Genomic DNA, 25,318 nt, shown 5'->3' on the forward strand with positions numbered 1-25,318 from the left:
GAACCCTCAAATAAAGGGTTCGCCGATAAGTATACCCGTTATGTCAGACAAAAAGAGGAATTATTTCTCCTTGAATTTGTCCAGTTTGTCGCCGAAACGTTCGGCCAGCGTAAAGCTGAGTCCTTGGTTGCTAAGCGAAACGTTAGGGTTGTCGAGCACTTCTTTAGGCGCCCGGTCTCTGTTTCTCTCCGGCTTGGCACTTGGCGCTGGAGCTTCTTCCGTTTCCTTGATGCTTAAGGAAACGCGCTTCTCGGACGGATTGAAATCCAGAACCTTAACTTGTACCTCTTGCCCTTCCTTAAGCACTTCATGCGGCGTGCCGATGTGCTTGTGGGAAATTTGAGAGATATGCACAAGGCCTTCTACGCCCGGGAACAGCTCGACGAACGCACCGAAGTTGACAAGGCGTTTTACTTCGCCTGTTACCACATCGCCGATATGGATTTTGTCGGCAGCCGTATCCCAAGGACCAGGCAATGCCGCTTTGATGCTCAGGCTGATTTTGCCTTTTTCCGGATCAACCTTCAGTACTTTCACACGTACTTTGTCTCCCTCGGAAATCACATCGGAAGGCTTGTCAACATGGCTCCAAGCGATTTCGGATACGTGAACCAGTCCGTCAACGCCGCCCACATCGACAAACGCGCCGAATTGGGTCAGACGCTGTACAGTACCTTCGATGATTTGGCCTTCGGAGAGCTCGGACATAATTTTTTGCTTGTTGGCTTCGAATTCTTCTTCGAGCACTTCTTTAGCGGAAAGAATAACTTTACCGTTCTCACGGTCAAGCTCTTTCACTTTTACGCGCAGCGTACGTCCTTTGTAGTCGCTGAAATCTTCAACGAAATGACGCTCAACCATGGAAGCCGGAATAAATCCGCGGGCGCCTACGTCGGCAACCAGACCGCCTTTGACTACGTCGGCGACGGTAACTTCGAAAGCTTCCTGGGAATTGTAGTAATTCTCCAGGTCATCCCAAGATTTCTCGCTGTCCACAGCGCGCTTGGAAAGAACGAGGCTTTCCTTGTTGTCATTGATGCTGACAACCTTGCATTCCACTTCTTGTCCGACTTCGACTGCCGAAGCGGCATTGTCGAGCTGAACGGAAGACAATTCGCGAATCGGAATGACGCCGTCATATTTATATCCAATGCTGACATAAGCTTGGTTATCTTCGATTTTGACGATCGTTCCTTTCACGGTGTCGCCTTTTTTCAAGGAAATGATTTGCTCCAGCTCATCCTGGCTTGCCAATTCCTCTTGGTTGTTAGCAGCGGAATCTACCGCTTCTACGGATTCATTGTTTACCACATTCTCCGCAGCTTCCTGATTTCTTATTTCTTCAGACATGTGATTACCCTCCTCGATTCAAAACCCCATTTATTTAAACCCGCACTAGAGCAGGGTTCAAAACATACATCTTTAACGAAAGCCCCGCTTTAATTTGTTACTTCCCTATTATGTGCCAAAAAATAACGGCTATGCCGCTTTTCGGCAAAGGAATCATTTCGCTTCTTAAATCGCTTCAGTTGCCGCTGGGCTTGCCGGTTTCCAGCATCTCGTGAATCCGGGCCATGATCAGATTGGTAACCGCTTCAGCCGAATCGCTGCCGCCTGCGGCATATTCGCTCAGATTAATCGGAGCGCCGTAAACGACGACCATCCGACGAAATGGCTTGTAATGGCCGATAATCGCCGCCGGAACAACAGCTGCGCCGCTGCGGAGAGCAAAGGTTGCCGCTCCTTTTTTGGCAATTCCGCTGTCACTGTTCCGCGTCCCTTCCGGGAAAATGCCCATTACTTGCCCGCTCCGGAGCAAATTAAGCGCCGTTTTAATGGATTCCTTGCTTACGCCGCCGCGTTTCACCGGAAAAGCGCCAAGTTGTCTGACCAATTGGCCGAGAACCGGAATGTTGAACAGCTCCGCCTTGGCCATATAGTTCACTTTGCGCTTCAGCTTGATGCCCATAGTCATGGGATCAAGCAGACTGGTGTGGTTGCCGCACAGCAGCACCCCGCCCTCTTCCGGAATATTTTCTCTTCCGATTGTCTTCAGCGGGAACAAGACGGCATAAATCATGCGCAGCAATCCTCGGCAAATGACATAAATCATAAATGATTTCTCTCCCCGCCAACATAAGATCTGCAGTGGGACACGATCGTCTCCACAACCTGAGCGATATCCATCGACGTCGTATCGAGCAGAATGCTGTCCTCCGCGCGTCGCAGCGGCGATATTTCCCGATTCTGATCGAGATGGTCGCGCTGTGCAATATCGTTCTCAAGCTGTTCCAGACTCACCTGCTCCTTATCTTTCAGCTCTTTGTAGCGGCGGAGCGCCCGCTCCTCCACGCTTGCCGTCATAAAAATCTTCACTTCGGCATCCGGCAGCACGGTCGTGCCGATATCGCGCCCGTCCATCACGACCCCTTTGACAAGCGCCATCTCACGCTGCAAATGACTCAGTCTGGTTCGTATGGACTCTATTCCTGCATACTGCGATACCAAGCCGCTGACCTGGAGGCTACGGATATGAGGTGTAGCGTCTTCCCCATTGATCAACACTCTCTGCACTTCTTGTCCCGGTATTAATTCAATCACCATATTTCGCACTGTTTGAAGCACGTTATCGTGATCTTCCGGCTTAATGCCTTTACGGATCAAATACCAGGTAACGGCCCGGTACATCGCTCCCGTATCGACATAAATGTAAGAAAGCTTCTGTGCTACCATTCGGGCTACTGTACTTTTGCCTGCCCCGGCAGGTCCGTCGATGGCGACGTTGATTCTGTCCAAAGTATGTGTCCCCTGCCTAACCAAAGGGGCATTCCTCCTCAAAATAAAGCCAAGACCGAGCTTGACAGGTGTTTCTTCCCGAAATACCGGAAGGTCCGAATTCCAAATTCTCACCTTCTTCAAGAAAAAAGCAGGCATTGCCTGCGACTTATAAAATTATACCACAGTTTATACGGTAGTGCAAAATCGCATAGACTCAAAATATGGGTTATAAAGCGGGGATAAACGGCGAATTTTGGAGAATTCGGAAACTCTTTGCGACAATTTCACGTGATAAAATAGTAAAAGCCCGTTAACGGTTGCGGAAATCAAACTGCCGCTCGAAGCAGAAACGAATTATTTTTTGCCGCTCGCCATCCTGGATGTTCACGAATTTGAGCATAGCGAGACTCCGTCCGTTCTCAAGCTCCTTCATCCGGACAACTTCGGCTTCAAAGGAAGCATGTTCGTTCGATCCGTTGCGATAAGGGACAAGGAGCCAGCACTGCAGCCGCTCCCCCAGTTCCAGCGGTACGTTCGCGTCTGTCCAAAATGACGTTCCGCCGCCCCCTACATCTTCGGTATGGACCAGAAACCGGCTTCCTCCCTTGGTTTTGGCCGCAAGCTCCAGCTCTGCGCTGACCCGCAGGAAGCTTCGTCTTTGCATTTTAAGAATCTCATCCTCCGCCGGCTTGCGCACACGCACCATACGGATGACATCTTCCTTGAAACCGAGCACATACGTGTAAAAATAGTTCTTGATTCCGCCCTCGCTCATAAAATAGACCGACAGCTCGTCCCCTATATGAAGTCTCTTGAGCCGTCCGCTGCCTTCCTGCATTGGAACTTCGATCAGAAACGATTCGTCTTCCCATTCCGTAATTCTGGACCGGTATTCGGTTTCCGATTCAGTCGCGTCGCTGGATGCCGCCTTTATGAACAGATGGTCGTTGATTTTGGGATACAAGCCTGTCACCGCCGTTTAAATTAGTAAGATATTCTATAATGGCGATTATACCATGCGTTTCGAAGCCTGGTGAGAAAATATTACTGAATCTTCCCAGTTAGTCATCCATTCTGCTGAATCCGGCCGCAACATAAAACAAGGCCACCCGGATATGGATGGCCTTCTTGAAGTCCCAATAAATTATTGTTTCTGCGCGCCGGAAGCGGTTCGGATCTCCTCCACCGATTCTTCTATGCCGGTGCTTGCGTTCAAATAGATGCGGTATTGCGACCCGTTGATGCGGCCCCCGAATTCGTAAGTGAGCACCTCTTCCCCGTCATCATTCTCGATCCAGGCCAGACGGTTGTACATTTCGCGGAGATCGGGGTTCAGTTTTTTCCGTGCTTCGGCAAGGCTCATTCCCGGCTTCGGAATTTTGCGGTTCGCCTGATGCTCGCCCACGTAGTCGCTGGATTGAAATCCGGTGACGTCACCGGTATCCAGTCCGGAGCGGACCGTTATTTTTTCAGGATAGATCAGCACTTCGTCCTGCTTCGTTACAAAAGTGAAGTTGCCCAAGTTGTCAAACCGGTCGGCGCTTACCGGCACCATATTCGAGTATCCCTTGCGCTCCAGGAATTCGCCTGCCTTGTCTACCGCCTCTTCCATCGATACCTTGGGTCTTCCGACCTCGCGGTTATTATTATAGGAAATCAGCAGACCGCCTTTAGTCGTAAAATCCATGCTGACCGTTTCTTTCGCTCCGCTTACCGTCGCCGTGTACGACGGCCATTCCGTGCCTTTTCCGTTCTCGGTAACCTGCACATTCGCTCCGCTGCCGGCATCCGCGTATTTCAATGCCTTGCGGCGGATATCATCGGCCGAAACCGGGGGACCGGTCAGCTTTTTGACAGAACGTTTATCATATACGCTGGCAACAGAAGGCCCCCAATCCAGCTCCGGATATGCGCTTACCCGTTTGTCCACCGTCTTGAAACCGTCGATAATTGTGTTGTCCTCGGCCTTCTTCTCCGATGCCAGAGCCGACTCGACATCCATCCAACGGAGGTGGTTCGTGATAACCTTGTTCTGAACTTCCTGAAGGTCCTTTGAGATATCACCTGAATTTTTATACAGGGCCATCAGGTTTTTCATTTCCCCGTCGGTCAAAGGCTTGGTCGTGAAATCGCGCACCGCCGCCTTGTAAGAGAAATTGGATATTTTGGAGAGAAACTCTTCCGTTTTGCTGAAAGGCAGCATCGTCAGGGGGAGCTGATTGATTTCATTTTGCGCCTCGCTTGTCAGACGCCACACATTGGTAAGACTCTTGCGGTGCATTCCATCGGAGGTCGAATTTACGGCAAGCGTATTGCCGAGTTCGCCATGCAGCCGATCCACATGATAGGACAGGTCATGGAAGGCACGCTGATATTGATTCTCCGCTTTCAGCAGGACCGCGTTTTTCTCCTGATTCTCCTGGTAACCCCACACAAGCGCTCCGATGAGCAGCAGAGCCGTCAACGGGAACAATATGGCACTCATTCTTCTGTACATATGGCTGAAAGACTCCCTTCAGGTAACTTATTGCCCTTAGTTTGACAAAAGTAAAGAAGTCTTATGCACCGCCGCACAGGGAATGCGCCAATGCTAACGGCTAAGTAAACGCAAAAAAAGAGCAAGCTCGAATTTCATGCCTGCTCTTCAATCAAAAAACCCTCGGTGCAGTTGCAAAGGCATTGCTTGAATCCCGTTTGAATAATGCCCTGAGTCTTTATGCCGCGCAGGATAAAGCTATCGCCGCACTGCTTGCACACGATCCGCACTTTCACACGCAATAAAGACACCTCGCTTCCGAGTGAGTTTCTCAGTGGAAAATCTTCCCGGTAACAGTGTGTCCATCTGCGCTAAAGATTAATCTCTTCCTCCCGTTTCAACAGGCGAAAAGGCGAAAGGCTGTTGGCCCGCGCCACCTTGATCATGCCCCCGTACCATAAAAAAGCCATAAGCGGAACGATAAACCAGATCCAATAGCTCGACGTCGTGTTCAAAATAAAGTCGTAGATTCCGTGCCACATCCAGGGAAGGAGCAGCGATACGGCAAGTATTCCGCGGCTTCTGGCCCCTTTCGAGAACTTGGCTCTGCCGAGGTGATAACCCATTACAACGCCGAACATGGCATGCCCCGATACCGGCAGCAGCGCTCTGAGGAACATGGAACCGAGCGATGCGTGGCTGTACCAAGCGTACATCACATTCTCAATTGTCGCAAAACCGAGCGATATTGCCACAGCGTAGAGAATGCCGTCATACGGCTCGTCGAACTCGGTGTGATTGTAGATAATATGATACATCACGAACCATTTCAGGCACTCTTCCACCCCGGCGGAAATCAAAAACGACTCCGTGTACGGACCCGCATCCAGCCCTAATGTCAGCCCTCTTTGAATAATCATAACCGGAAACACAATCAGCAGCCCCAGCAAAAAGACCTTAAACACCATATGAAGCGGCTCCTGGTCATACTTGTCCTTCAGGTAAAAATAAATCAGCAAGGCCAGACCCGGTGCCACTGCCGACGAAACTACCGATAACAAAAGCACCGAACGTTCCTCCCCGCTAGCGAATATAAAAGAATAGGCCGGCTCTTTCCCTATGAAACAGGCAGGGCCAACCGGCGTTGTTGACAAGGGAAAGGGAATGCTAACGCATACGTCCCTCCCGCTTTATTCTTGGCGTTTGAAAAAGGCGCAAAGCTGCTGAACGGCGTTCTCCGCCATAACCGTCTTGCCGTATTCGTCCAGCACCGTTTCGGTTACCGGGGAAGAATCCCCGAATTCCGCAAGAACAGCTACGAGCGCCGACAGCGCAGGCTCCTCAAATTCCTTCGGATCAAAATAGAGATACCATTTATTGTTATAGGAGTAAAGCTTGCCTGCGGAAGTAATATTGCCGATAAGCACATGCGCCGCTTCAACCACGACTTCGAAATCGCGGAAAGTGTAGACGATGGAGTCCGCTTGTTCAAGGGTAACTTCCATCTCATAAATCTCATCGGGCAGTTCTTCTTCTCCAGACGCTCCGTAATGATGATCGTATTTGCCTCGGGTGACGATGACGACCATGCCTTGTGCGGGCAGAGCAAACACTTCTACGGCAAGAGGACCGGTTGCGTCAAATCCAAGTTCGTTGTAAGCCTGATCCATCATCTCCGTAAAAAGGTCATGAACTTTGGGGACCTCCTGCCACATGTCTTCCTTCTGGATTCCCCGCTCGCTCAGGTCGTCAAAAGTGAGGAAAATCCGTATCTTATCTTGACTTAAACGCTCTATTCTCATGACAGGATCCTCCTTTTGAAAACTCAGGTTTATTATAGTGTATGATGAGTCCCGAGTAATGAGCCAAAAATGGTTATTAAGGTGATTGATATGTATGTATGTTACCATTTTGCCGAGATAAATGCACGTAAATATATAGGCGGGGCACCCTACATTTTTAAAAATATGTGACTTGCCGGCTCTAAGGAATAACCTGACTGTCAAAAAAAAGAACCATTTTGGCGATGAGAAATCTCCAAAATGATTCTGCAAGCATTTACGGTTACAAACCCGGTATGGCCGTATGGGTTTCTTTGAGAATCTGTTCCACATCCCGTTTCACTTCGGGGTTGCTGCGGATGAAATCCTTCAGCATGCTGAGGTTGGCCTCCTTGGAGCGGACAGTGGATTCCGCTTTTTGCCCCTCTGGCCGGGAGCTTTCCGTTTTGGAATGCTGCTGGCTCGCGGATGTGCTGCCGAAGCCTGTCATCGCCATATCCATGATTTTGTTCTTGGCTTTGTCGGCTGCGCCGGACTGTCCCAACATAGGAATGAACATATTCCGCTTTTTGGACATGAGCATACTGGTGGTGGCGCCCAGCATTACTCCCCATAAAAATGACGAAGTCTTCACATTTATTACCTCCTTGTATGGTAAAATCATGACTAGTGTTCGCGGAAAGTTTCCGCCTCATACAACCTAACGACAGGAAAGCGAGTTGAAATAAGTGGTTAAACAGACAGCTGCGCTGCTGATTGCCGCCTTTCTGCTGACATCGTGCAGCAGCGCCGGCGGCGGCTCGAACAATGCGGCTCCGGGCGGCGGTTCGGCTGCTCCGGCGCAAAGCGCGGAAGCCTCAGCTTCTCCGGCTGGGGCCGGAACGGCAGCACCCGGTCCCTCCCCGCAGGCATCCGATGCCGGCCTAAACGCCACAGCTGCCGCTTCGTCGCCTGCGGCTTCGGCATCTCCGGAAGCTGCCGCAGGATCAGTTGGCGGCGCCCCGGATGAGGAAGTGCCGCTCCTGTATCATATGAACAAGAACTACGACATCAAGCCCAATGATGAAAGCACGAACAAGAAGGTCGTGCTGCTGACATTCGACGACGGTCCGAAGGAAGCCAAGACGATCAATTCAATCTTTGACACGCTGGAGAAGCATAACGCCAAGGCGATCTTTTTCGTCAACGGCTACCGAATCAAGGAACATCCGGAGCTGCTCAAGCTGATCCAGGAACGAGGCGGAATCATCGGTAATCACAGCTGGGATCATATCGTTCTTAAAGACAAACCGTATGCGGCCGTAAAAAAGCAGATCGAGGATGTGCAAAGAATCGTCAAGGAAGTCACCGGGGAAACGCCGGTGTTTTTCCGGCCTCCACACGGCGCGGGCGGAGACGTAGGCAAAAAGGTCGCTGCTGAGAACGGTCTTCTGTATATGACCTGGTCCAACGGATCGCTGGATTGGACCATGGGCGAAAAGGAAGCCGGCAAAACAGGAAAAATCATCAAGAACGTTACCGACCAGCTGCATTCCGGCAGCAATATTCTAATGCATGAGCTGCCGTGGACAACCGAAGCGCTGGACACGCTGCTGACCACGCTTGAGGGCAAGGGCTACGGCTTTGTCGACCCACGCAGCATCGAACTGAAAGTGCGATAAATTTAAGAAGCCCCATTCTCCGCTTGTATATGGAGAATGGGGCTTTTATTGGGGCTGCGTTATCTGTTGATACCGCTATGATACATGCGTATATTCCTTAGTAAACCAAGCCAATCATTTACCTTCCAGCCGCCGCCCGTCTCAGCGTCAAGACGTTCAGTTCAGCGGGGCTTCTCCAGCGCAGCGGCAGATGGGCGGTGCCGAATCCGCGGCTGATCAGCAGTTTGGCTTTTTTTCCCGTACCGTCACCTTTAGGCCACAAGAACATTCCGGCCGAATAAGTATGGTAAAAGGCTTCAACATGTCTGCGTCCGATGAAGGGCAGCACCACCTGTCCACCGTGTGTATGGCCCGAAAGGATGAGATCGGCCGGGACGGTCTCTCGTTTCAGCAGCCACATCGGATCATGAACGAGGATCATCCGGCATTCCTTCTCCTTGCCTGGGGGCATCCCCGGCAGAGGAGCATAGGCGACTTTGCCGCCTGTCCTCGGGTAATCTACGCCAGTGAGCCAAAGCTCCGTCCCGCCCTTTTTCAGCGGAATATTCTCGTCCGCCAGCAGCCGAACCCCGTTTTTTTCGAGGATACGGTCGACCTCTTGAATTTCCGCCTTATAATCATGGTTGCCGTGCACCGCATAGACGGGTCCGATGGAAGATAGCAGGGCCATATTGGCTTGAAGACGCTGAAGAGGACTGCCCTTCTCCGTCATATCGCCGCCCACCAGGACGAGGTCGACTTTGCCCTTTAAGCCGGACAGCATCCCTTGCGGAAGGCTCCGGCGGTGGATGTCGGTCACAAGCAGAATTCTGTAACCGTCGAATGGTTCGGGGAGAGATTCCAGTTCGATATCCGTTTCGTCTAGGCGGCTGCGGAAAGCTCCGGCAAGCATGACTGAACCGATCGCGGCCAAGCCGGCTGCGGTGAGAAGCAAGGCCCAAACCGCTACCATAGCGTCCTCAGCGGCGGTGCGCCTTTTATCCCCCACCATACCAGCAGAATCAGGAGCATCATAAACAATACATTCAGCGAATTAACAAACAGCTTGCTAAGTCTTATTCGCTCCGACCGGTAGGTTACCGAGCGGGAAGGAGGCGACTGCTCCTCTTTCTCTCCCTGTCTGGGCCGGTCTGCCCTTCTTCCTCCCCTTGGGGTCGCGGTTTTCCGGCCTGCCTGCCCGGACTTGCCGCCATCGGCGGTCCTTTTGCGGGAGCGGGACAGGGTTTGCACGGATCCCCCTTCTTTTTTCTTTGCAGAAGAAGCTTCTGCTTTGCCCCGATTGCTTGCATTGACGCCGGATGTTGTCCCGCGGTTCTTTTTATTCTGGCGGGACTTTATCCGGCTGAGCTCATCACTCATGACTCCCTCCTGTAGCGAATCACCAGCCCTGAGAACAGGTCGATGAAGAAATGGCATAAAATCGGCGCCCAGATCGTTCCGGAATAGATATATATAAGTCCGAGACCGTAGCTGCTGGCAAAAACCCAGCCTGTCGGAATCCAGTGCCTCAAATAGCGCACATGGATTATGGCGAACAGAACGCTGGTCCAATAGGGCCCGAAGGCATATTGTATGGCTCCGCGAAACAGCAGCTCCTCACAGATGGACACGATGGCGGCAATGAGCGCGATATGCCAGATCGGCCTGCCCCGGAACAACAGTTCGTTAATACCGCCGTCATCCATCGTTTCTTCGGGGACAATATAGGTTAACACGAAGTCCACGACGAGCATAATGACCGCAAGACCTAGGCCCCAGGCCGCAAAATGGGCGCCGTCGGGAAAATTTAATACGTGAAAAGGGTTTCTTTTCTGAAATAATATCCAGACCAAACCGATAATAAGGGTAAGGCCCTGCGTAAAATACAGATTAATCAACAGCAACCGGTCGGTTAGCTGCTCCGGGGTTGCTTTTTTTACTTTTATATCACCGAATTTAAATTTTTTCATTATAACCTGCCTATTCCCTAATAGTGTATATTCCAGATGATAAATTCCAATTTATCCTCATAGAAAAAAGGAGCCGTCGCTTATGAATCGCCTCACATCCCGAACCCCAATGCTGTATACGCTCGGATTTTTGTTCTGCCTGATCTTTGCCTTTGCCGTGTTTTTTACCGGAGTGAAGGTCGGGGCTGACAAGGTAGAGGCCAAATACGAGAAAATAATGGCCGCTGAGCAATCCGCGAAAAGTTACACCTCTTACCGGCAAACGGATCTCGTTACTTTCTATCATAACGTATTTTCGCCTTATCGGGAATTCAAGCGGAACTGGAACCAGAAGGTCAGCCGTCTTGCCGGAGGCGCCGAAGACAGCTCTGATGTACTCAAAAGTCTCCGCTCTCTCGCGGATAGCGCCTATGCGCAAGTAAATCAGGCCTCCCTATTCACCGATTCCCCTCTTTTGGAGCGGGGCCAGCTTAATATCCTGAAAAGCCTGCGCCTCTTCTCCGAAGCGGCGAATCAGGCGTCCTCGGCCTCCGGAGGAGCCAAGGCGGCGAAGACGCTGAAAAGCGGCGAGTTAGCGGCGGGCGCGATCAAATACGGCCTTTTGGGCCAGAGCAATTATTATTCATCGATGCTGAAATGGGGTTCCCAGGCGGATTCTTCCATTCCTTCCGAGACGGGGAATCTAAAGGTGATTTCGATTGGCGAATGGAACAAGATGCCCCTCCTTCTCAAGAACGCCGCCATCGCGGATATTTTGCTGAATCGAAGTATTTTTGCGGATTATGACCCGCAGGATGTAACGGCCAAGATCGACAACCTGATCAACTCAGGCATGGCGGCTTCTCTGAAGCTTCAGAGCATCCAGAGTGCGACGTCCTTGCTTGTATCCACCGATGCCTTCGGGGAACGGGATTTCTCCAAATGGCGCCTGCAGTACTACGGCAAGGAGACGCTGCCCGAGCTTCCGTTCTTTTACGACTAAGCCGGTTAATGCATCATATCATAATTATCCGGCAAAATCCTATTGACACATGTGGCACAGCCATGTTACATTATGAAAAATTAATCAAGCAAAAAACGATGATGGAACAAAGTTACTGAAGGTCTTCAGAGAGCCGGCGGGTGGTGCAAGCCGGTGGCGGACAGTTGTCTTTAGCGCTCCTGAGATATTGTGTCGAACTTTCAGTAGGCACAATCGGATCATCTCCGTTACCAGTGTTCCTGTTTACAGGATAATGAGGCTGCGTCTGTAAAGGATGCGGTGAATTAGGGTGGTACCACGATACTCTCGTCCCTTACCGCGGAAGCGGTATGGGGTCGGGAGTTTTTTGTTGCCTGCTTTGCGCCGTAACGATCGTTCGGAAGGCATACTTTCGTTTCAGGTCCGGCTGCAGCCCTGCTCTCTGCTGCGGCACCGCGTTGACGCTTGCCTGAAAATGCGGTATGATCGCCTTCGCCTGCGGAATAATGGTTAAGGGTAATCCGGAGAGCCCTTCAGGGCCTCCTCAAAAATATAAAGTGTATACACATTTAAGGAGGAAAAAGAAAGCATGTTTAAAATTTTGGTATCGGACCCGATCAGCGATCTGGGCATCCAACAGTTGACGGAAGCAAGCGACGTAACGGTAGACAAGAAAACGGGACTCAGTGAAGATGAACTCATTGCAATTATCGGCGAATACGACGGTCTGCTTGTACGCTCGCAGACAACCGTCACTGAGAAAATCATCGAAGCCGGGTCCAAGCTGAAGGTTATCGGACGCGCCGGTGTCGGCGTGGATAATATTAATCTGGAAGCATCTACCAAACGCGGCGTAGTCGTTATCAATGCTCCCGATGGCAACACGATCACTACCTGCGAGCATGCTTTTGCCATGATGATGGCCCTGGCCCGTCACATTCCTCAAGCCTATGCAAAGACAGTGGGCGGCGTGTGGGATAAAAAATCGTTCCTCGGCGTGGAACTTCGCGGCAAGACGCTCGGCGTTCTCGGCATGGGCCGGATCGGAAGCGAAGTCGCCAAGCGCGCCAAAGCGTTCGGCATGAACATTTTGGCCTATGACCCTTTCCTGACGCAAGACCGGGCGGAAAAACTTGAAGTTACGCTCGCATCCGTCGACGACATCGTTCGTGGGGCAGATTTCATCACGGTTCATACCCCGCTGACGCCGCAAACTCGTCATATGATTTCCGGCCCGCAGTTTGAGGTTATGAAAAAAGGCATGCGCATCGTCAACTGTGCCCGCGGCGGCGTAATTGATGAAGGAGCGCTCGTGGAAGCCATCGATGCAGGCATCGTGGCCGGAGCCGCATTCGACGTATTTGAAAAGGAACCGCCTCAAGCGGATCACCCTTTCCTGTCCAATCCGAAGATCATCGTCACTCCGCACCTTGGCGCATCCACCGTGGAAGCTCAGGAGAACGTGGCAATCGACGTGTCCGAGCAGGTGCTGCATATTTTGCGGAACGAGCCGTTCATCAATGCCGTCAACATCCCTCCGGTTGCACCAAGCGTTATGAACAAGCTGCAGCCTTACTTTAATCTCGGCGAGAAGCTCGGAAGCTTCGCTTCGCAAATTACGAAAGGCGCCATCAACGAAATTCATGTAGAATTTGCCGGAGACCTTTCGGATGTCGATACACAGCCGCTGAACCGTTATATCGTAAAAGGCGTGCTGTCCCGCCACTTCGGCGGAGACGTCAATATCGTCAATTCCATGCACTTGGCCAAGACACGCGAAGTTAATGTCGTCGTGACGAAAGCTTCGAAAACCAAAGGTTTCACCAACCTGATTACAGTGAAGCTCATTGCCGAGGGTGGCGAAGAGCGCATCGTAGCCGGTACGCTTCTGCAGGGATACGGCGAACGGATCGTTCAAGTGGGCAAATTCCCGATCGATATCGCTCCGGAAGGCCATCAAATCTTGGTGTCCCATAACGACAAACCGGGCATCATCGGCAATGTAGGTACGCTGCTTGGTCAGAACGACGTCAACATCGCTTCCATGCAGGTGGGACGTATCGTTTTCGGCGGCGAAGCTATTATGCTGCTGACCGTCGACAAGGAAGTGCCGAATGACGTGCTCGCGAAGCTGGCCGCTCTGCCGGAGATCAATACGGCCATTGAAGTTGTTCTGTTGTAAACTGATTATCTCCGAAACTGCAAGACGGCATTAAAAAGCGCCGGCTGCCCATCTAGATGGCAGCTGGCGTCTTTTTATTGTTCTATAAGATATACCGGCACAACCCTGACGTCGATATCGGCCTTTTTTACCATGTCAGGCATACAAAAAGATTAAGCATTTTTCACAATAGACCATGACCGTCTAAAGTCCTATACTGATACAGTAAAAATTTTCAAGGAGGAATTTCATATGGCTTGGATTAGCAAGCTCCCGCTGAATCAAAGGGTACTCGCGGGTTGTTTTCTGGTGGCGGCGTTATTCTCGATCCCGGTACTGGTCGTCTTTGCGTTAATCGGCAAGTTTATTTGGGGGTTCATTCTTATCGCCCTGCTTGTCGGACTGACCTATCCGTTATCCCGTTTCATCGAGAGAGCGCTTACAACTACTTTTGAGGAAATCTCTACCGTGACTCACAGAATTTCAAAAGGGGATTTCACCGTGAGAGCTGACGAATCGGGCTCCGTTGGTGATATCAGCCGCACGTTCAACTCCATGATTGACAAGCTTAGAGTCATACTGAGCGAAGCCTCCCAAATCACCCGCCATGTTACGGACGCCAGCCGCGGCATCGAGGACAAAAATCTGGAGCTTCAGATCGTTATGGCACAGGTCGCCTCTTCTTCCCACGAACTGGCACAGGGAGCCAATGAAATCTCGAACGATATCGCCGGCATGATGGAATCGGTGAAGGGCATCGAGGACAAAGTGAAAAATTACGCCCATGCGACAAAAGAAATGAACAACCATTCAGAGCACACGTTAAGCCTAGTGGATCAGGGACGCCAATCCATCGATGTGCAGGTGGAAGGCATGCGCAGAAATATTGAAGCGACGCAAAAGGTTGCGGACAGCATTGAAGCCCTGTCGAAGAACGCGCGCGGTATAACGATGATCACGAAAACCATCTCGGAAATTGCCGAACAGACCAACCTACTTTCCTTGAACGCTTCGATCGAGGCTGCGAGAGCCGGGGAACACGGCCGCGGATTCGCTGTGGTTGTCGAAGAGGTCCGCAAGCTTGCTGAAGAATCGGCGACGGCGGCCACGGAAGTGTTCAAGCTCGTTCGAGGAATCGAATCAGACATGGCACAAGCTGTGGAAAACACGGCGATTAACGAAGAGATTGTTCATATTCAAAATGAAAAAATCTTGGAATCCGGCCATATTTTCTCCGAGATTGTCCAAAGCGTTCAATACATAACGGAACAGATCACCGTTTTTTCCGCCGAGAGCGATCAAATGCTTGAGAGTGCGCTCCAAATATCGGGAGCCATTGAGAACATTTCGGCGATAACCGAGCAGTCGGCGGCGGGCACCCAGGAAGTTTCGGCGGCGATGAATGAGCAGATTCATGTCCTTAAGGGCGTAGCCGAAGAGACTGAAAAAATGACCCGGGCGGTCCTGAACCTGCAGAAAACGATTCATATTTTTAAATTTTGAGCGAACTCTAAGCAAGAGAGCCGAACAACAGGCTGATGCCGGCCATATCACAGAAGGCGGACCGCGTCTCCCCCGAGGGATCGCGATCCGCCTTTTAACTTGTATGACTATTCGGGGAAAGCCGCTTGCTAGCCGCGCGGAGACTCATGCTTCTCCCAGCCTCTGGTCCGCGAGACGGCATCATGCCAGATATGATAGCGTTTCTCCCGTTCTTCCTGGGGCATGGCTGGCGTGAAGGTCTTTTCCGCTTTATTGAAGTTCCGCAGCTCTTCACGGCTCCAGAAGCCGGCGACAAGTCCCGCCAGCAGAGCCGTGCCCAGCGCCGTTGTCTCCGCGTACGTCGTACGCGTCACCTCGCTTCCCAGAATATCGGCCTGAAACTGCATCAGCAGATCGTTGCGTACCGCCCCGCCATCCACCCGAAGATCGGCAAGCGGCATTCCGGCATCCTTCTCCATCGCGCCAATTACATCCCTTGACTGAAAAGCAAGCGATTCCAGAGTAGCGCGGACAAGGTGGGCGGACGTCGTTCCGCGCGTTAAACCGAATACCGCTCCTCGGGCATACATATCCCAATAAGGCGCGCCTAATCCGGTAAAAGCGGGGACAACGACGACGCCCTCGCTGTCTTCCACCTCCCGGGCCTTCTGCTCGGATTGCCCCGGATTTTCAATCAGGCCAAGGCCCTCTTCCAGCCACTGAACCGCCGCACCCGCAACGAATACACTGCCCTCAAGCGCATAATAAAGCTCTTCTCCCATTCCCCAGGCCACCGTCGTCAGCAGCCCGTGCCGCGAAGCCATGGCTTCATTTCCGGTATTCATCAGGATGAAGCAGCCGGTGCCGTACGTATTTTTGGCGCTTCCAGGTTCCAGACAGGTGTGACCGAAGAGCGCAGCCTGCTGATCTCCCAGTACCGAAGCGATGGGGATTTCCGCTCCGAACCACTGCTTAAGCGCCGTCCCGAAGGACCCGCCCGACATCCGCACTTCGGGCAGCAAGCCGCCCGGAATATTCAGCTCGGCCATCAGCTTCTCGTCCCAAACTCTCCGGTGCAGGTCGAACAGCATCGTCCGAGACGCGTTGGTAACGTCCGTGGCATGCACAGCGCCGCCGGTAAGCTTCCAGATCAGCCAGGTGTCGACCGTTCCGGCAAGCAGCTCGCCCCGCTTGGCTCTTTCCCGGGCGCCTTCCGCGTGATCCAGAATCCAGGCATTCTTCGTGGCCGAGAAATAGGCATCCGCCACAAGGCCCGTCTTCTCCCCGATTTCCCGTTCAAGCCCTTTTCTCTTAAGCTCCTCGCACATCTCCGCAGTTCGCCGGTCCTGCCATACGATAGCCGGGTAAACCGGTTCGCCTGTCTCCCTGTCCCAGACGAGCGCCGTCTCACGCTGATTCGTAATGCCGATAGCGGCGATTTGCGAGGCAGCGATATTGCCATTAACCATGGCGGCTCTTGCCGCCTTGAGCTGCATATCCCAGATCTGCTCCGGATCATGCTCCACCCAACCCGGCCGGGGGAAATATTGGGTAAGCTCGTATTGACCCTGGCCGGCGATTCTGGCCTCTTCGTCGAACAGGATCGCCCGCGAACTGGTCGTGCCCTGGTCGAGCGACAAAATATAGCGGCTCATGACGCGCCTCCGTCCAGAAGCATATCTGGTAACAGGATGATTGCCGAAGAATAAAAGAAGCGTTCAACGATTGTCGTTTTTCTCATGGAAAATCCTCCCGTTCTACGGATACCTATATTTACACCGTTTGTTCCACGGAGAACAAGATTAATCGGCTCCATTCAACAAAAAGCACCTCTACTGCAAGAGGCGCTGTCAAGAATTGTTTAAATTTTATTGTTTTTCGACAGGCAAACGCAAGGTAAAGCAGGTTCCTTCCCCTAACTTGCTGGCTGCCGAAATATGTCCCCTGTGGGATTCGACGATATTCTTCACGATCGCAAGGCCGAGGCCCGTACCCCCGGTTTCCCCGCGAACCCGCGCTTTGTCCGCTTTGTAGAAACGTTCAAAGATAAACGGAAGATCCTCGTTCGGTATGCCCACGCCTTCGTCCCGAACCTCGATTTCGATTTCCGAACGGTTCGAATAAGCGACCCAGTCCGCGACGATATCGATTTTTTTGCCGGCGGGAGTATGACGGAACGCGTTGTCCAGCAGATTCGTCAGCACCTGCTCCAGCTTATCTTCATCGGCATCATGAAGCCATAACTCATTGCTCTTCCTAATGCAGCGAAGCTCGATTTCACGTTCCTTGGCGCGCACGGAGAATTTGCGGTATATCCGTTCCAGCAGCTCGTTCATGTCGACCGGGGACTTATGCAAATCCGTGTGTCCCGCTTCCATTCGGGCCAAATCAAGCAGATCCTTCACCAGCCGTCCCATCCGCAGCGATTCGTCGTGAATCACCTGCACAAGCTCGCTGCTCTCCTCCGGCGAAGACGCCATACCGTCCAGCAGCGCCTCGCTGTAGCCCTGCATCATCGACAGCGGAGTACGGATTTCATGGGACACGTTGGCCAAAAAGTCGCGGCGCATTTTCTCAAGTCTGACTTCTTCCGTCACATCGCGCAGAACCGCCACAGCGCCCTGAATTTGGTTATCCGAATAGAGCGGCGCCATATGCACCGACCATACTCCCTGGCGCACATGCACGTTGGAGCTATGATCGCCGCCCTCCTCAAGCGTACGCTGAAACAGAGGGCGGAGCGGAAGCGGAATGCCCTGCGCCTCACCGTCCGGTTCCTCAAGATCGGCTTCCCCCTCCTGCTCCCACTTCAAATCGCTCCAGCTCTCAAGCAGGGACTGGCCGTGCGGATTCGTCAGCACGATCCGTCCTTCGTTGTCGAAAGTGATCACGGGATCGCTCATGCTGCGGAGCACGCTGGACAACAGCCCTTTTTCATGATTCAGGCTTCGGATCGTGCCCTCCAGTTCAGCCGCCATATGATTGAAGGAGGTCGCCAGTTCACCGATTTCGTCGCTTGTAACCAGCTTCAGCCGCTTGCCGTACTCTCCGCGGCGAATGGCGTTCGCCGCTTCGATGACCTGCTGCATCGGCTGCGTAATCTTCGTGAACAGAAATAAGGCGAAGAAGGTCGTCATGGAAAATCCGATCAAAGCCGTGTACATAAACAATCGTTTAATAGCGCCGGAATTGGCGAAATTGCTGTCAATGTATGGCAGCAGGAACAGCCCCAGTGTCATAAGCACGACAGCGACGAGACAGATGATCGTCACCCACAGCTTGCCGACAAGGCTTCTCCAGAAGTTCACTTATTTCGGGACCTCAAGCTTGTAGCCAACGCCCCACACTGTCGTAATCATCGCTGCGGATTCCGGCGACACCTTATTCAGCTTCTCGCGAAGACGCTTGACATGGGTATCCACCGTGCGCAGATCGCCGAAAAACTCGTAATTCCACACATCTTTCAGCAGTTCCTCCCGCGAAAACACTTTGTCCGGCGATACCGCCAAATAATGCAGCAGTTCGTATTCCTTCGGCGTCAGGCTGACCTCCTGTCCTCCGGCGGTGACGCGGTGAGCGTCATGCTCGATGACCAGATGCGGAAATACGATATTGTTGCTGGAATTGGTCTCCTTGGACAAAAAAGCGGTTGCCGAGGAACGTCGCATAATCGCCTTCACCCGGTAGATTACCTCACGCGGGCTGAAAGGTTTAACGACATAGTCATCGGCGCCCATCTCAAAGCCCTGCACACGGTTAATCTCCTCGCCCTTGGCCGTCAGCATAAGGACCGGAGTGGACTTCACGTCTCTAAGCCGGGTCAGCACCTCGATACCATCGATTCCGGGCAGCATGACATCCAGTAAAATTAATCCGTAATCGGCGGCGGTCGCTTTGCGCAGCGCGATCTCTCCGTCTTCCGCTTCGTCGATTTCATATCCTTCTTTTTCTAGATACATTTTCAGTAGTCGGCGGATGCGTTCCTCGTCATCCACCACCAGAATTCTGTTCAGATGCTCTGCCATTTCACAACAACCCCTTCATCGAGTACAGTAGAAGATTACCCTGAGAATGGCGCTCCCATTTTCCGCCCGAAGAACTTAGTCTGTACCGGCGTACGAATGGAGTCCGGCAATAACCAGATTGACGCCAACCAGAGTAAACATGACAACCAGAAAGCCGAGTACGGCCAGCCATGCGGATTTGTGGCCCTGCCATCCGCGTGCCAGCCGGAGATGGAGATAGGCGCTGTAAAACAGCCAAGTCACAAGTGCCCATACTTCCTTCGGGTCCCAGCCCCAAAATCTTCCCCATGCCACCTGGGCCCATATCATGGCAAAAATCAAAGCCCCCAGCGTAAAAATGGGGAAACCGATGGCGATTGCCCGGTAAGTAATCTCGTCCAGATCGCTTTCGTCGATTCCATCGAGTGCGGGTTGAAGCGCTCTGCCCAGCGGCTTGCGGACAATGAGACGCAGTACACCGTAGAGGACGGCACCCGACAAAAGCGACCAGAGGACCGTATTGAGCTTTCTTCCGGCATTGACTCCTTTCATCCAGAAAGGCGCCTCGAAGAGCGGTTCCTTTATGCCAAAAAACGACTGGAAGCTCTCAATTTCGCTATGGTAAGGTGCCACAAGGGGTGGCATTTTATAACTGACTTTCTCTATTGTACTATCATTCTGCCCGGGATTGTCAACGGTAACATTGCTTCTAATAAAAACCGTCTCGTATCCCGCCCCCCGAAAAGCGAACACCGAAGCCAAAAATCCGATGATGACGATGATGGTGAACAGTGTAAATTCGACTCCCCGCTGCTGGCGTTTGTCGCTTTTTGACGAGCTATTAAAATTGACCGTGCGCAGCAGATACATCAGTCCCGCCGCAAAGCCTACCGCAAAAAACGATTCGCCTAGCGCTGCCAGCGTCACATGGATATTCAGGTAGATCGATCTTAAAGACGGAATGAGCGGCTGTACTTCCTGCGGGAACACGGCAGCGTACGCCATAACAATGATGGAAATCGGAACGGAGAAGAGTCCGAGCAGGATTTTGCGGTAAATGGAAAAAATAACGGTAAACGCAACCATCACCATCATAGACAGGAAGCTCATGAACTCATACATGTTGCTGACGGGAATATGTCCCCCGCCCGCCCAGCGGGTGAAGAAGTAGGCGAGATGGCACAGGAGTCCTAGGGATGAGGTGATAAAGGCGATTTTGCCCCAGCGCGCGGTATGCTCCTCCGGCTTGCGGCCGGACCATTTGCGTCCCATAATGGCGATGGTAAACAACATGAACGCTATGCTATACAGGAAAAAAGCGGCGATAAACACATCATTGCTGAACTGTAGCAGATTCATGCCTGACCTCCCCCGTTGTCCAATGATTTTTCATCCCCATTGATATCCATTTTGTTCAGAAAAGAGCTTACTTCCCGCCGGAAGCCAAACCAGTTCTTGTTCGTATGCCCGCCAAGCGTCAGCTCTCCCCCTTCCACGATCAGCCATATCCGTCTGTGCTGCCAGTAGAAGCCGAGCACCAGGCCGAGCATGACTATCCCGGCGCCGATCCAAACGAACGGCATTGCGCGGTCCACTCGGATGTTGAGATAACTGGTCGACTCCGAGAAATCGACGCCGCTCATATCGCCCACCTCCAGCTCCAGAAAGCGGCTCGCTCCTCCAAGCTTGTCGTTGATCGCGTCCTGCTGAAATTCCGCCTTGTCGTTCTGCTTCGGAAAATAGAAATACTGCTCTCCGTCAGCCGGCAAATTCGGACCCTTGATCAGAAAAAGAAAGGCCGGAGCGTTCGGATACGGTGATTTGGATATCGGCTGCCCTGCCTCGTTTAGCCCGAATTCCATATATTTTTCCTTCAGCTCAAGCGTGTACGGGCCGACAGTGAAAGAACGCTGCGGATTTTTCATCTCCAGCTTGAAGCCGCCGTAGGAATCCCCCGTCCTGAAATTCACAAGCTTCGGCGTCACCGAGCGCAGCACCGGTGTGAGGTCGTAGTCGAACTGATACGCTTTCATTCCATTGTAGCTCAAAGGATCGTTAACCTGGATGGGATGGGAAGCCACCTTCGTAAGCTTAGGCTCCTTGGAAGGATCGCCGCAATCCGCCGTGCATTCGTACAGCACCGCCTTCGTTTCATACAGCTTCGGCAGCACTTTTTTGCCGCGGAACTCTTCGGGCATCTCTTCGTCGGAGTAGAACTCCACGGAGAATTTCTCGTTCTTCAAGTAATAGGAGGAATCCGGAATGTGAATGAGCTCACCCTGGGGAAAAGCCAGATGCTGATCCATATTAAGGCCCGGCAGCCCTCTTGCCAGTACGGCAAGCAAAAAAACGATCAGACCGATATGTATAACGTATGGTCCCCATCGGCTGAACCGGTGCTTCTCCGCCAGCAGCGCGCCGCCGTCTGTAAAGACACGATAGCCTTGTTTCTTCAGGGGCTGAACGGCCCTTGCCGTCCATACTTCCGGGTCCTCCGCCACCTTCGTTACAAGAACCACCTTCTGCCGGGTGAGGAACCGGCGGTGCTTGCGGATTTGTTGCCGGCTGAGCGCTTTGTAGAGAGGGAGCACGCGGTCTAGGCTGCAGATGACGAGCGATGCCCCGATCATGACCAGCAGGGTGATGAACCACCATGATTCATAGGTATGGGAAAGGCCGAGTCTGTAATAAATTTCGCCGGCTGTGCCGTAACGCTGCTCGTAGTACGTGGAAGGATCGATATTCAGAAAAGTGCTTTCTTGCGGAAAAATGGTTCCCAGCGTGGAGCCGAGAAGCGTCAGGACGATCAGGTAGATCGCGATTTTGACCGAGGAAAAAAAGTTCCAGACCCGGTCGATAACATCAGGATTAGCCTTTTGGGAACGGCGGGCCATGCCGTCATAGCGCATTTCAAGAGTCTCGCCGGATTCGGGGTCATCAAGCAGCGGTTTGCCGCATGCTTCGCACAGCACCGTACCGACCGGATTCTGGTGGCCGCATTCGCATTTCGTATTGACAATCAGGGGCAGACGTCCGTTCATGGGTTCACCAGCTTTCCGATTTGCGCACTCAGCGTGCTGAGATCAAGCTGTCCGATATGAATCGTATCGACTTTTCCCTTGGCGTTGATAAAAAAAGTTGTTGGCAGGGGAGAAACCCCGTAGCGGCGCACAGCCTCCCTGTCCGGGTCCATCAGAATCGGGAAATCGACGCCGGTACCGTTTACAAAATTCTGGACCGTCATTTGATCTTCGCCAACATTGACGCCGACGACGACAACCCCTTGGTCCTTCCATTGCTGCCACTGGGCCTCCAGCGCAGGCATTTCCTTAACGCATGGAGCGCACCAGGAGCCCCAGAAATTCAGGACAACCAGCTTGCCTTTATATTCGTCCAGCGTGTGGGTTTGGCCGTCCAGCCCGAGCAGCTCGATGGATGGAGCGCGGCTGCCCTCTTCAGGCTTGCCGCTGCCTCCAAACGCCGAGGTTCCAATCGCGTAACCGCCAAGCAGAACGATTAAAGCCAAAATGATGATTTGCACCGGTTTTCTCGCTTTGCCCACACAGATTGCCCCCTTCTGTGATACAGTTCATATCGTTAACGAGAAGTGTGAACATCCTATGAACATTATAACGAATACGGTCACATTTTTCCGTGGGGTCTTGGCGGCACTTGTGAACATTATGTGTCTCTACGCGTGTTATTTCCTTTGGCCAGTCCGGCCATGGCAAGCTGCTTCAACCCGTTGATCTCGTCCTTGGTCAGATGACGGTACGAACCGCGCTTCAGGTTTTGCAGCAGGATATCGCCAAATGAAATCCGCTTTAGCCGGATGACGGGATGGGAAATCGCTTCGAACATGCGCCGGACCTGACGGTTGCGGCCCTCGTGGATTGTAATGCTGATAACCGACTCCTTGCTGTCCTCGTCGATATCCTTGTATTCCACCTCGGCGGGAGCGGTCATGCCGTCCTCCAGATTGATGCCGGCCTTCAGCTTGTCCAGCGCCGTGCCGTGGGGAATGCCTTTGACCGTAGCCAGATATGTCTTGGGCACATGATGCTTCGGATGGGTCAGGAGATTGGCAAATTCCCCGTCGTTGGTCAGCAGCAGCAGACCTTCCGTGTCGTAATCGAGCCTTCCGATCGGATACACGCGCTCTTTGATGCCCTTCATGTAATCCGTTACGATTTTGCGGCCCTTCGGATCGGAAGCGCTTGTAATAACGCCCTTCGGCTTATTGAACATAATATAGACTTTATTCTCGCCTGAGATCGGTCTGCCCGACACCTTAATGATATCGGTATTCGGATCGGCCTTCGTTCCGAGCGTCGTAACGACCTCGCCGTTCACTTCCACTTTGCCGGCCAGGATCAGCTCTTCGCATTTCCGCCTTGACGCTACACCGGCCTGTGCCAGTATTTTCTGTAATCTTTCCATTGTCGATTGGTCACCTCAGACTAATGATAACCATCGCCGGGATAAAGCACAAGTTCATTCCATGGAAAATAGGAACCGGGACAGAAATCGTTATGGGGCTTAACAATCAGCGGGGTGATGCGGTACAAAGCGGCCAGGTCCAGAATCAGTTTGCAGGCGCCAAAGATCTGCTGCTTGCTCTCGGCGGGCGCCGATGTTGCCGAAGGAAGTCCGAAGTCTCCCTCCAGACAGAGGTGAATATAGTCCGGATCTGTCAGAAGCGGGGCCGCATGTACCGTTCCCGAGGCGTCGATCCAGAAATCGAAGCCCTTGCCGTTGATGGACGGACAGACGGAAGTGTGGATGATAAATCCTTTGTAAGGCACGCAGCGTCGCCTCCCTTTTCCATTGCTTCAATAACATATGAAAAAAGCGGAGCAGGCGTTACGCCTTCGCCCGAAAAGCCGAAAAGCCGCCCGTTTAACGGCGGCTGAGAGATGGGGCGACCCAGGGAACTGGGGCGTGCCAGGGAGCTGGAGCGTGCCAGGGAACTGGGGCGTGCTAGGAAACTGGGACCGGTTCGCGGCGGGTTCCGCCAGACCACACACTAACCTAATAACTTCTGTTGAGTCTCAATCAATCCGGTTGTCGCATCCGGTTCGCGGCAGGTCCCTGCCAAACCACCCACTGACGCAATAACTTCTGTTGAGTCTCAATCAATCCGGTTGTCGCATCCGATTCGCGGCGGGTTCTGCCAAACCACCCACTAACCTAATAACTTCTGTTGAGTCTGTGTCCGGGGTATGGTGGCTGGCGTTTTTCCTGCAAACCTGCAGGTTTGTCAGGTGTATTTAGCGCAGGAAGAGGTCAAGGCTGCAATTGTGCAGCTCTTAGAGCTTACGCGCTGCCAAACGGGGAGACAGGAGGAGAAGTGCCTGCGCTTTAGCAGGAATTGAGGCTTCGGATGAGGATTTCCACGGAAAAAGATGTATATACACAGGAATCTCCACAACCAACAAGCCCGCCGCCCCCCCAGCCTAGTACCCCAAACAACCCGTCAATCAATCCCCCCAACCACAGACCAATCTCGGCTTTCGGACTTGGCGTCAGCCGAATACCAGCAGGCAGACCGCGATGGCCGCTGCGAAGCCGACAAGGTCGGAGAAGAGCCCTACCTTAAGCGCATACCGCCCGTTGCGGATGCCGACGGCGCCGAAATAAACGGTCAGCACGTACAGGGTGGTGTCCGTGCTGCCCTGGACCGTGGAGGCGATCCGCCCAATAAGCGAATCGGGGCCGTGCACGCGGATCAGCTCGGTCGTGTAAGCAAGCGATCCCGTGCCGGTCAGCGGCCGGAGCAGCCCGAGCGGCAGCACCTCCGGCGGAACGCCGAGACCACGCAGCATCGGCGAAACGAACCCCATCATGTAGTCAAGCGCCCCGGAGGCGCGGAACACACTGATCGCCACCATCATTCCGACCAGGTGGGGAATGATCCCGATCGCCGTGCCGAAGCCCTCCTTGGCTCCGTCTACGAACGATTCGTAGACCGGAACCTTGCGGGCATAGGCATATAAGGGAATAAAAGCGATCATGACGGGAATGGCCCAGGTTGATATCAGGCTGATCATCTGGTACAAGGGCGG

The 25,318-nt window shown here is 52.7% G+C and carries 24 protein-coding genes and 1 other annotated feature; of the genes, 4 read left to right on the forward strand and 20 right to left on the reverse strand.

The genetic code is table 11. The annotated features are described in order from the left end of the window. Positions 1–60: 60 nt before the first annotated feature. The 8 genes from rpsA to PUR_RS16960 form a co-directional block, all read right to left on the reverse strand. The gene (gene rpsA / locus PUR_RS16925; protein WP_179036256.1) at positions 61–1,350 is read right to left on the reverse strand and encodes a 30S ribosomal protein S1; all 1,290 of its coding nucleotides are present in this window, start codon (positions 1,348–1,350) and stop codon (positions 61–63) included. 175 nt (positions 1,351–1,525) lie between these two features. Beyond that, positions 1,526–2,113, reverse strand: coding sequence for a lysophospholipid acyltransferase family protein (locus PUR_RS16930; RefSeq protein WP_179036257.1), 588 nt, complete (start codon positions 2,111–2,113; stop codon positions 1,526–1,528). After that, entirely contained in the window at positions 2,110–2,820 is a 711-nt protein-coding gene (gene cmk / locus PUR_RS16935; protein WP_232101541.1) for a (d)CMP kinase, read from the reverse strand. Before cmk ends, PUR_RS16930 begins: the two co-directional genes overlap by 4 nt. 268 nt (positions 2,821–3,088) lie before the next feature. Next, positions 3,089–3,742 (reverse strand): flagellar brake protein, encoded by a 654-nt coding sequence (locus PUR_RS16940; RefSeq protein ID WP_179036259.1) that lies wholly within the window; start codon positions 3,740–3,742, stop codon positions 3,089–3,091. Positions 3,743–3,922: 180 nt separating this feature from the next. Next, on the reverse strand, positions 3,923–5,275 hold the full coding sequence (gene ypeB, locus PUR_RS16945) for a germination protein YpeB (protein ID WP_179036260.1): 1,353 nt from the start codon (positions 5,273–5,275) through the stop codon (positions 3,923–3,925). A 350-nt stretch (positions 5,276–5,625) separates the two neighbouring features. Beyond that, the gene (gene prsW, locus PUR_RS16950; protein ID WP_179036261.1) at positions 5,626–6,321 is read right to left on the reverse strand and encodes a glutamic-type intramembrane protease PrsW; all 696 of its coding nucleotides are present in this window, start codon (positions 6,319–6,321) and stop codon (positions 5,626–5,628) included. Between the two features lie 123 nt (positions 6,322–6,444). Next, a complete protein-coding gene (locus PUR_RS16955; RefSeq protein ID WP_124693565.1) occupies positions 6,445–7,056 on the reverse strand; it encodes a genetic competence negative regulator in 612 nt (203 codons plus the stop codon). Between the two features lie 262 nt (positions 7,057–7,318). Then, positions 7,319–7,669 (reverse strand): hypothetical protein, encoded by a 351-nt coding sequence (locus PUR_RS16960; protein ID WP_179036262.1) that lies wholly within the window; start codon positions 7,667–7,669, stop codon positions 7,319–7,321. Between the two features lie 94 nt (positions 7,670–7,763). Between PUR_RS16960 and PUR_RS16965 the strand changes: the two genes are divergently transcribed. After that, positions 7,764–8,696, forward strand: a complete 933-nt coding sequence (locus PUR_RS16965) for a polysaccharide deacetylase family protein (RefSeq protein ID WP_179036263.1) — start codon at positions 7,764–7,766, stop codon at positions 8,694–8,696. A gap of 118 nt (positions 8,697–8,814) precedes the next feature. Here the strand turns inward: PUR_RS16965 and PUR_RS16970 are convergent, their stop codons facing one another. From PUR_RS16970 to PUR_RS16980, 3 genes are read right to left on the reverse strand one after another with little or no spacing between them, the layout of a single operon-like run. Then, positions 8,815–9,648 (reverse strand): metallophosphoesterase, encoded by an 834-nt coding sequence (locus PUR_RS16970; protein WP_179036264.1) that lies wholly within the window; start codon positions 9,646–9,648, stop codon positions 8,815–8,817. After that, a complete protein-coding gene (locus tag PUR_RS16975) occupies positions 9,642–10,055 on the reverse strand; it encodes a hypothetical protein (RefSeq protein WP_179036265.1) in 414 nt (137 codons plus the stop codon). The genes PUR_RS16970 and PUR_RS16975 overlap by 7 nt, the downstream gene beginning before the upstream one ends. Continuing rightward, on the reverse strand, positions 10,052–10,645 hold the full coding sequence (locus PUR_RS16980; protein ID WP_179036266.1) for a CPBP family intramembrane glutamic endopeptidase: 594 nt from the start codon (positions 10,643–10,645) through the stop codon (positions 10,052–10,054). The genes PUR_RS16975 and PUR_RS16980 overlap by 4 nt, the downstream gene beginning before the upstream one ends. 82 nt (positions 10,646–10,727) lie before the next feature. On the opposite strand from PUR_RS16980, the gene PUR_RS16985 reads away from it, so the two are divergent. The 3 genes from PUR_RS16985 to PUR_RS16995 all read left to right on the forward strand — a co-directional run bounded on the left by PUR_RS16985 (position 10,728) and on the right by PUR_RS16995 (position 15,270). Then, positions 10,728–11,627 (forward strand): hypothetical protein, encoded by a 900-nt coding sequence (locus PUR_RS16985; protein ID WP_179036267.1) that lies wholly within the window; start codon positions 10,728–10,730, stop codon positions 11,625–11,627. A gap of 89 nt (positions 11,628–11,716) precedes the next feature. Continuing rightward, positions 11,717–11,944: a binding site (T-box leader), on the forward strand. Between the two features lie 251 nt (positions 11,945–12,195). Then, complete coding sequence (gene serA, locus PUR_RS16990; protein ID WP_179036268.1) at positions 12,196–13,788, forward strand: phosphoglycerate dehydrogenase; 1,593 nt, start codon at positions 12,196–12,198, stop codon at positions 13,786–13,788. A 231-nt stretch (positions 13,789–14,019) separates the two neighbouring features. Next, a complete protein-coding gene (locus PUR_RS16995; RefSeq protein ID WP_179036269.1) occupies positions 14,020–15,270 on the forward strand; it encodes a methyl-accepting chemotaxis protein in 1,251 nt (416 codons plus the stop codon). Positions 15,271–15,398: 128 nt separating this feature from the next. On the opposite strand, the gene glpK is transcribed toward PUR_RS16995, so the two are convergent. The 9 genes from glpK to PUR_RS17040 form a co-directional block, all read right to left on the reverse strand. Continuing rightward, positions 15,399–16,904 carry a glycerol kinase GlpK gene (gene glpK / locus PUR_RS17000; RefSeq protein ID WP_179036270.1) on the reverse strand — a complete coding sequence of 502 codons (1,506 nt, stop codon included), beginning with the start codon at positions 16,902–16,904 and terminating at the stop codon, positions 15,399–15,401. A gap of 213 nt (positions 16,905–17,117) precedes the next feature. After that, positions 17,118–18,557, reverse strand: coding sequence for a HAMP domain-containing sensor histidine kinase (locus PUR_RS17005; RefSeq protein ID WP_179036271.1), 1,440 nt, complete (start codon positions 18,555–18,557; stop codon positions 17,118–17,120). Beyond that, positions 18,558–19,274 (reverse strand): response regulator transcription factor, encoded by a 717-nt coding sequence (locus PUR_RS17010; protein WP_179036272.1) that lies wholly within the window; start codon positions 19,272–19,274, stop codon positions 18,558–18,560. A gap of 75 nt (positions 19,275–19,349) precedes the next feature. Next, positions 19,350–20,612: a cytochrome c biogenesis protein CcsA gene (gene ccsA / locus PUR_RS17015; RefSeq protein ID WP_179036273.1), complete on the reverse strand. Its 1,263-nt coding sequence runs from the start codon at positions 20,610–20,612 to the stop codon at positions 19,350–19,352. Next, positions 20,609–22,294, reverse strand: a complete 1,686-nt coding sequence (gene resB, locus PUR_RS17020) for a cytochrome c biogenesis protein ResB (protein WP_232101542.1) — start codon at positions 22,292–22,294, stop codon at positions 20,609–20,611. Before resB ends, ccsA begins: the two co-directional genes overlap by 4 nt. Continuing rightward, entirely contained in the window at positions 22,291–22,815 is a 525-nt protein-coding gene (locus tag PUR_RS17025) for a redoxin domain-containing protein (protein WP_179036274.1), read from the reverse strand. Before PUR_RS17025 ends, resB begins: the two co-directional genes overlap by 4 nt. 119 nt (positions 22,816–22,934) lie before the next feature. Next, the gene (locus tag PUR_RS17030) at positions 22,935–23,693 is read right to left on the reverse strand and encodes a pseudouridine synthase (protein ID WP_179036275.1); all 759 of its coding nucleotides are present in this window, start codon (positions 23,691–23,693) and stop codon (positions 22,935–22,937) included. Positions 23,694–23,713: 20 nt separating this feature from the next. After that, positions 23,714–24,058: a peptidoglycan recognition protein family protein gene (locus PUR_RS17035; protein ID WP_179036276.1), complete on the reverse strand. Its 345-nt coding sequence runs from the start codon at positions 24,056–24,058 to the stop codon at positions 23,714–23,716. Between the two features lie 720 nt (positions 24,059–24,778). Then, positions 24,779–25,303, reverse strand: coding sequence for a spore maturation protein (locus tag PUR_RS17040; RefSeq protein ID WP_179036277.1), 525 nt, complete (start codon positions 25,301–25,303; stop codon positions 24,779–24,781). Positions 25,304–25,318: the final 15 nt, after the last annotated feature.

Source organism: Paenibacillus sp. URB8-2, assembly GCF_013393385.1.
Classification (GTDB): domain Bacteria; phylum Bacillota; class Bacilli; order Paenibacillales; family Paenibacillaceae; genus Paenibacillus_AQ.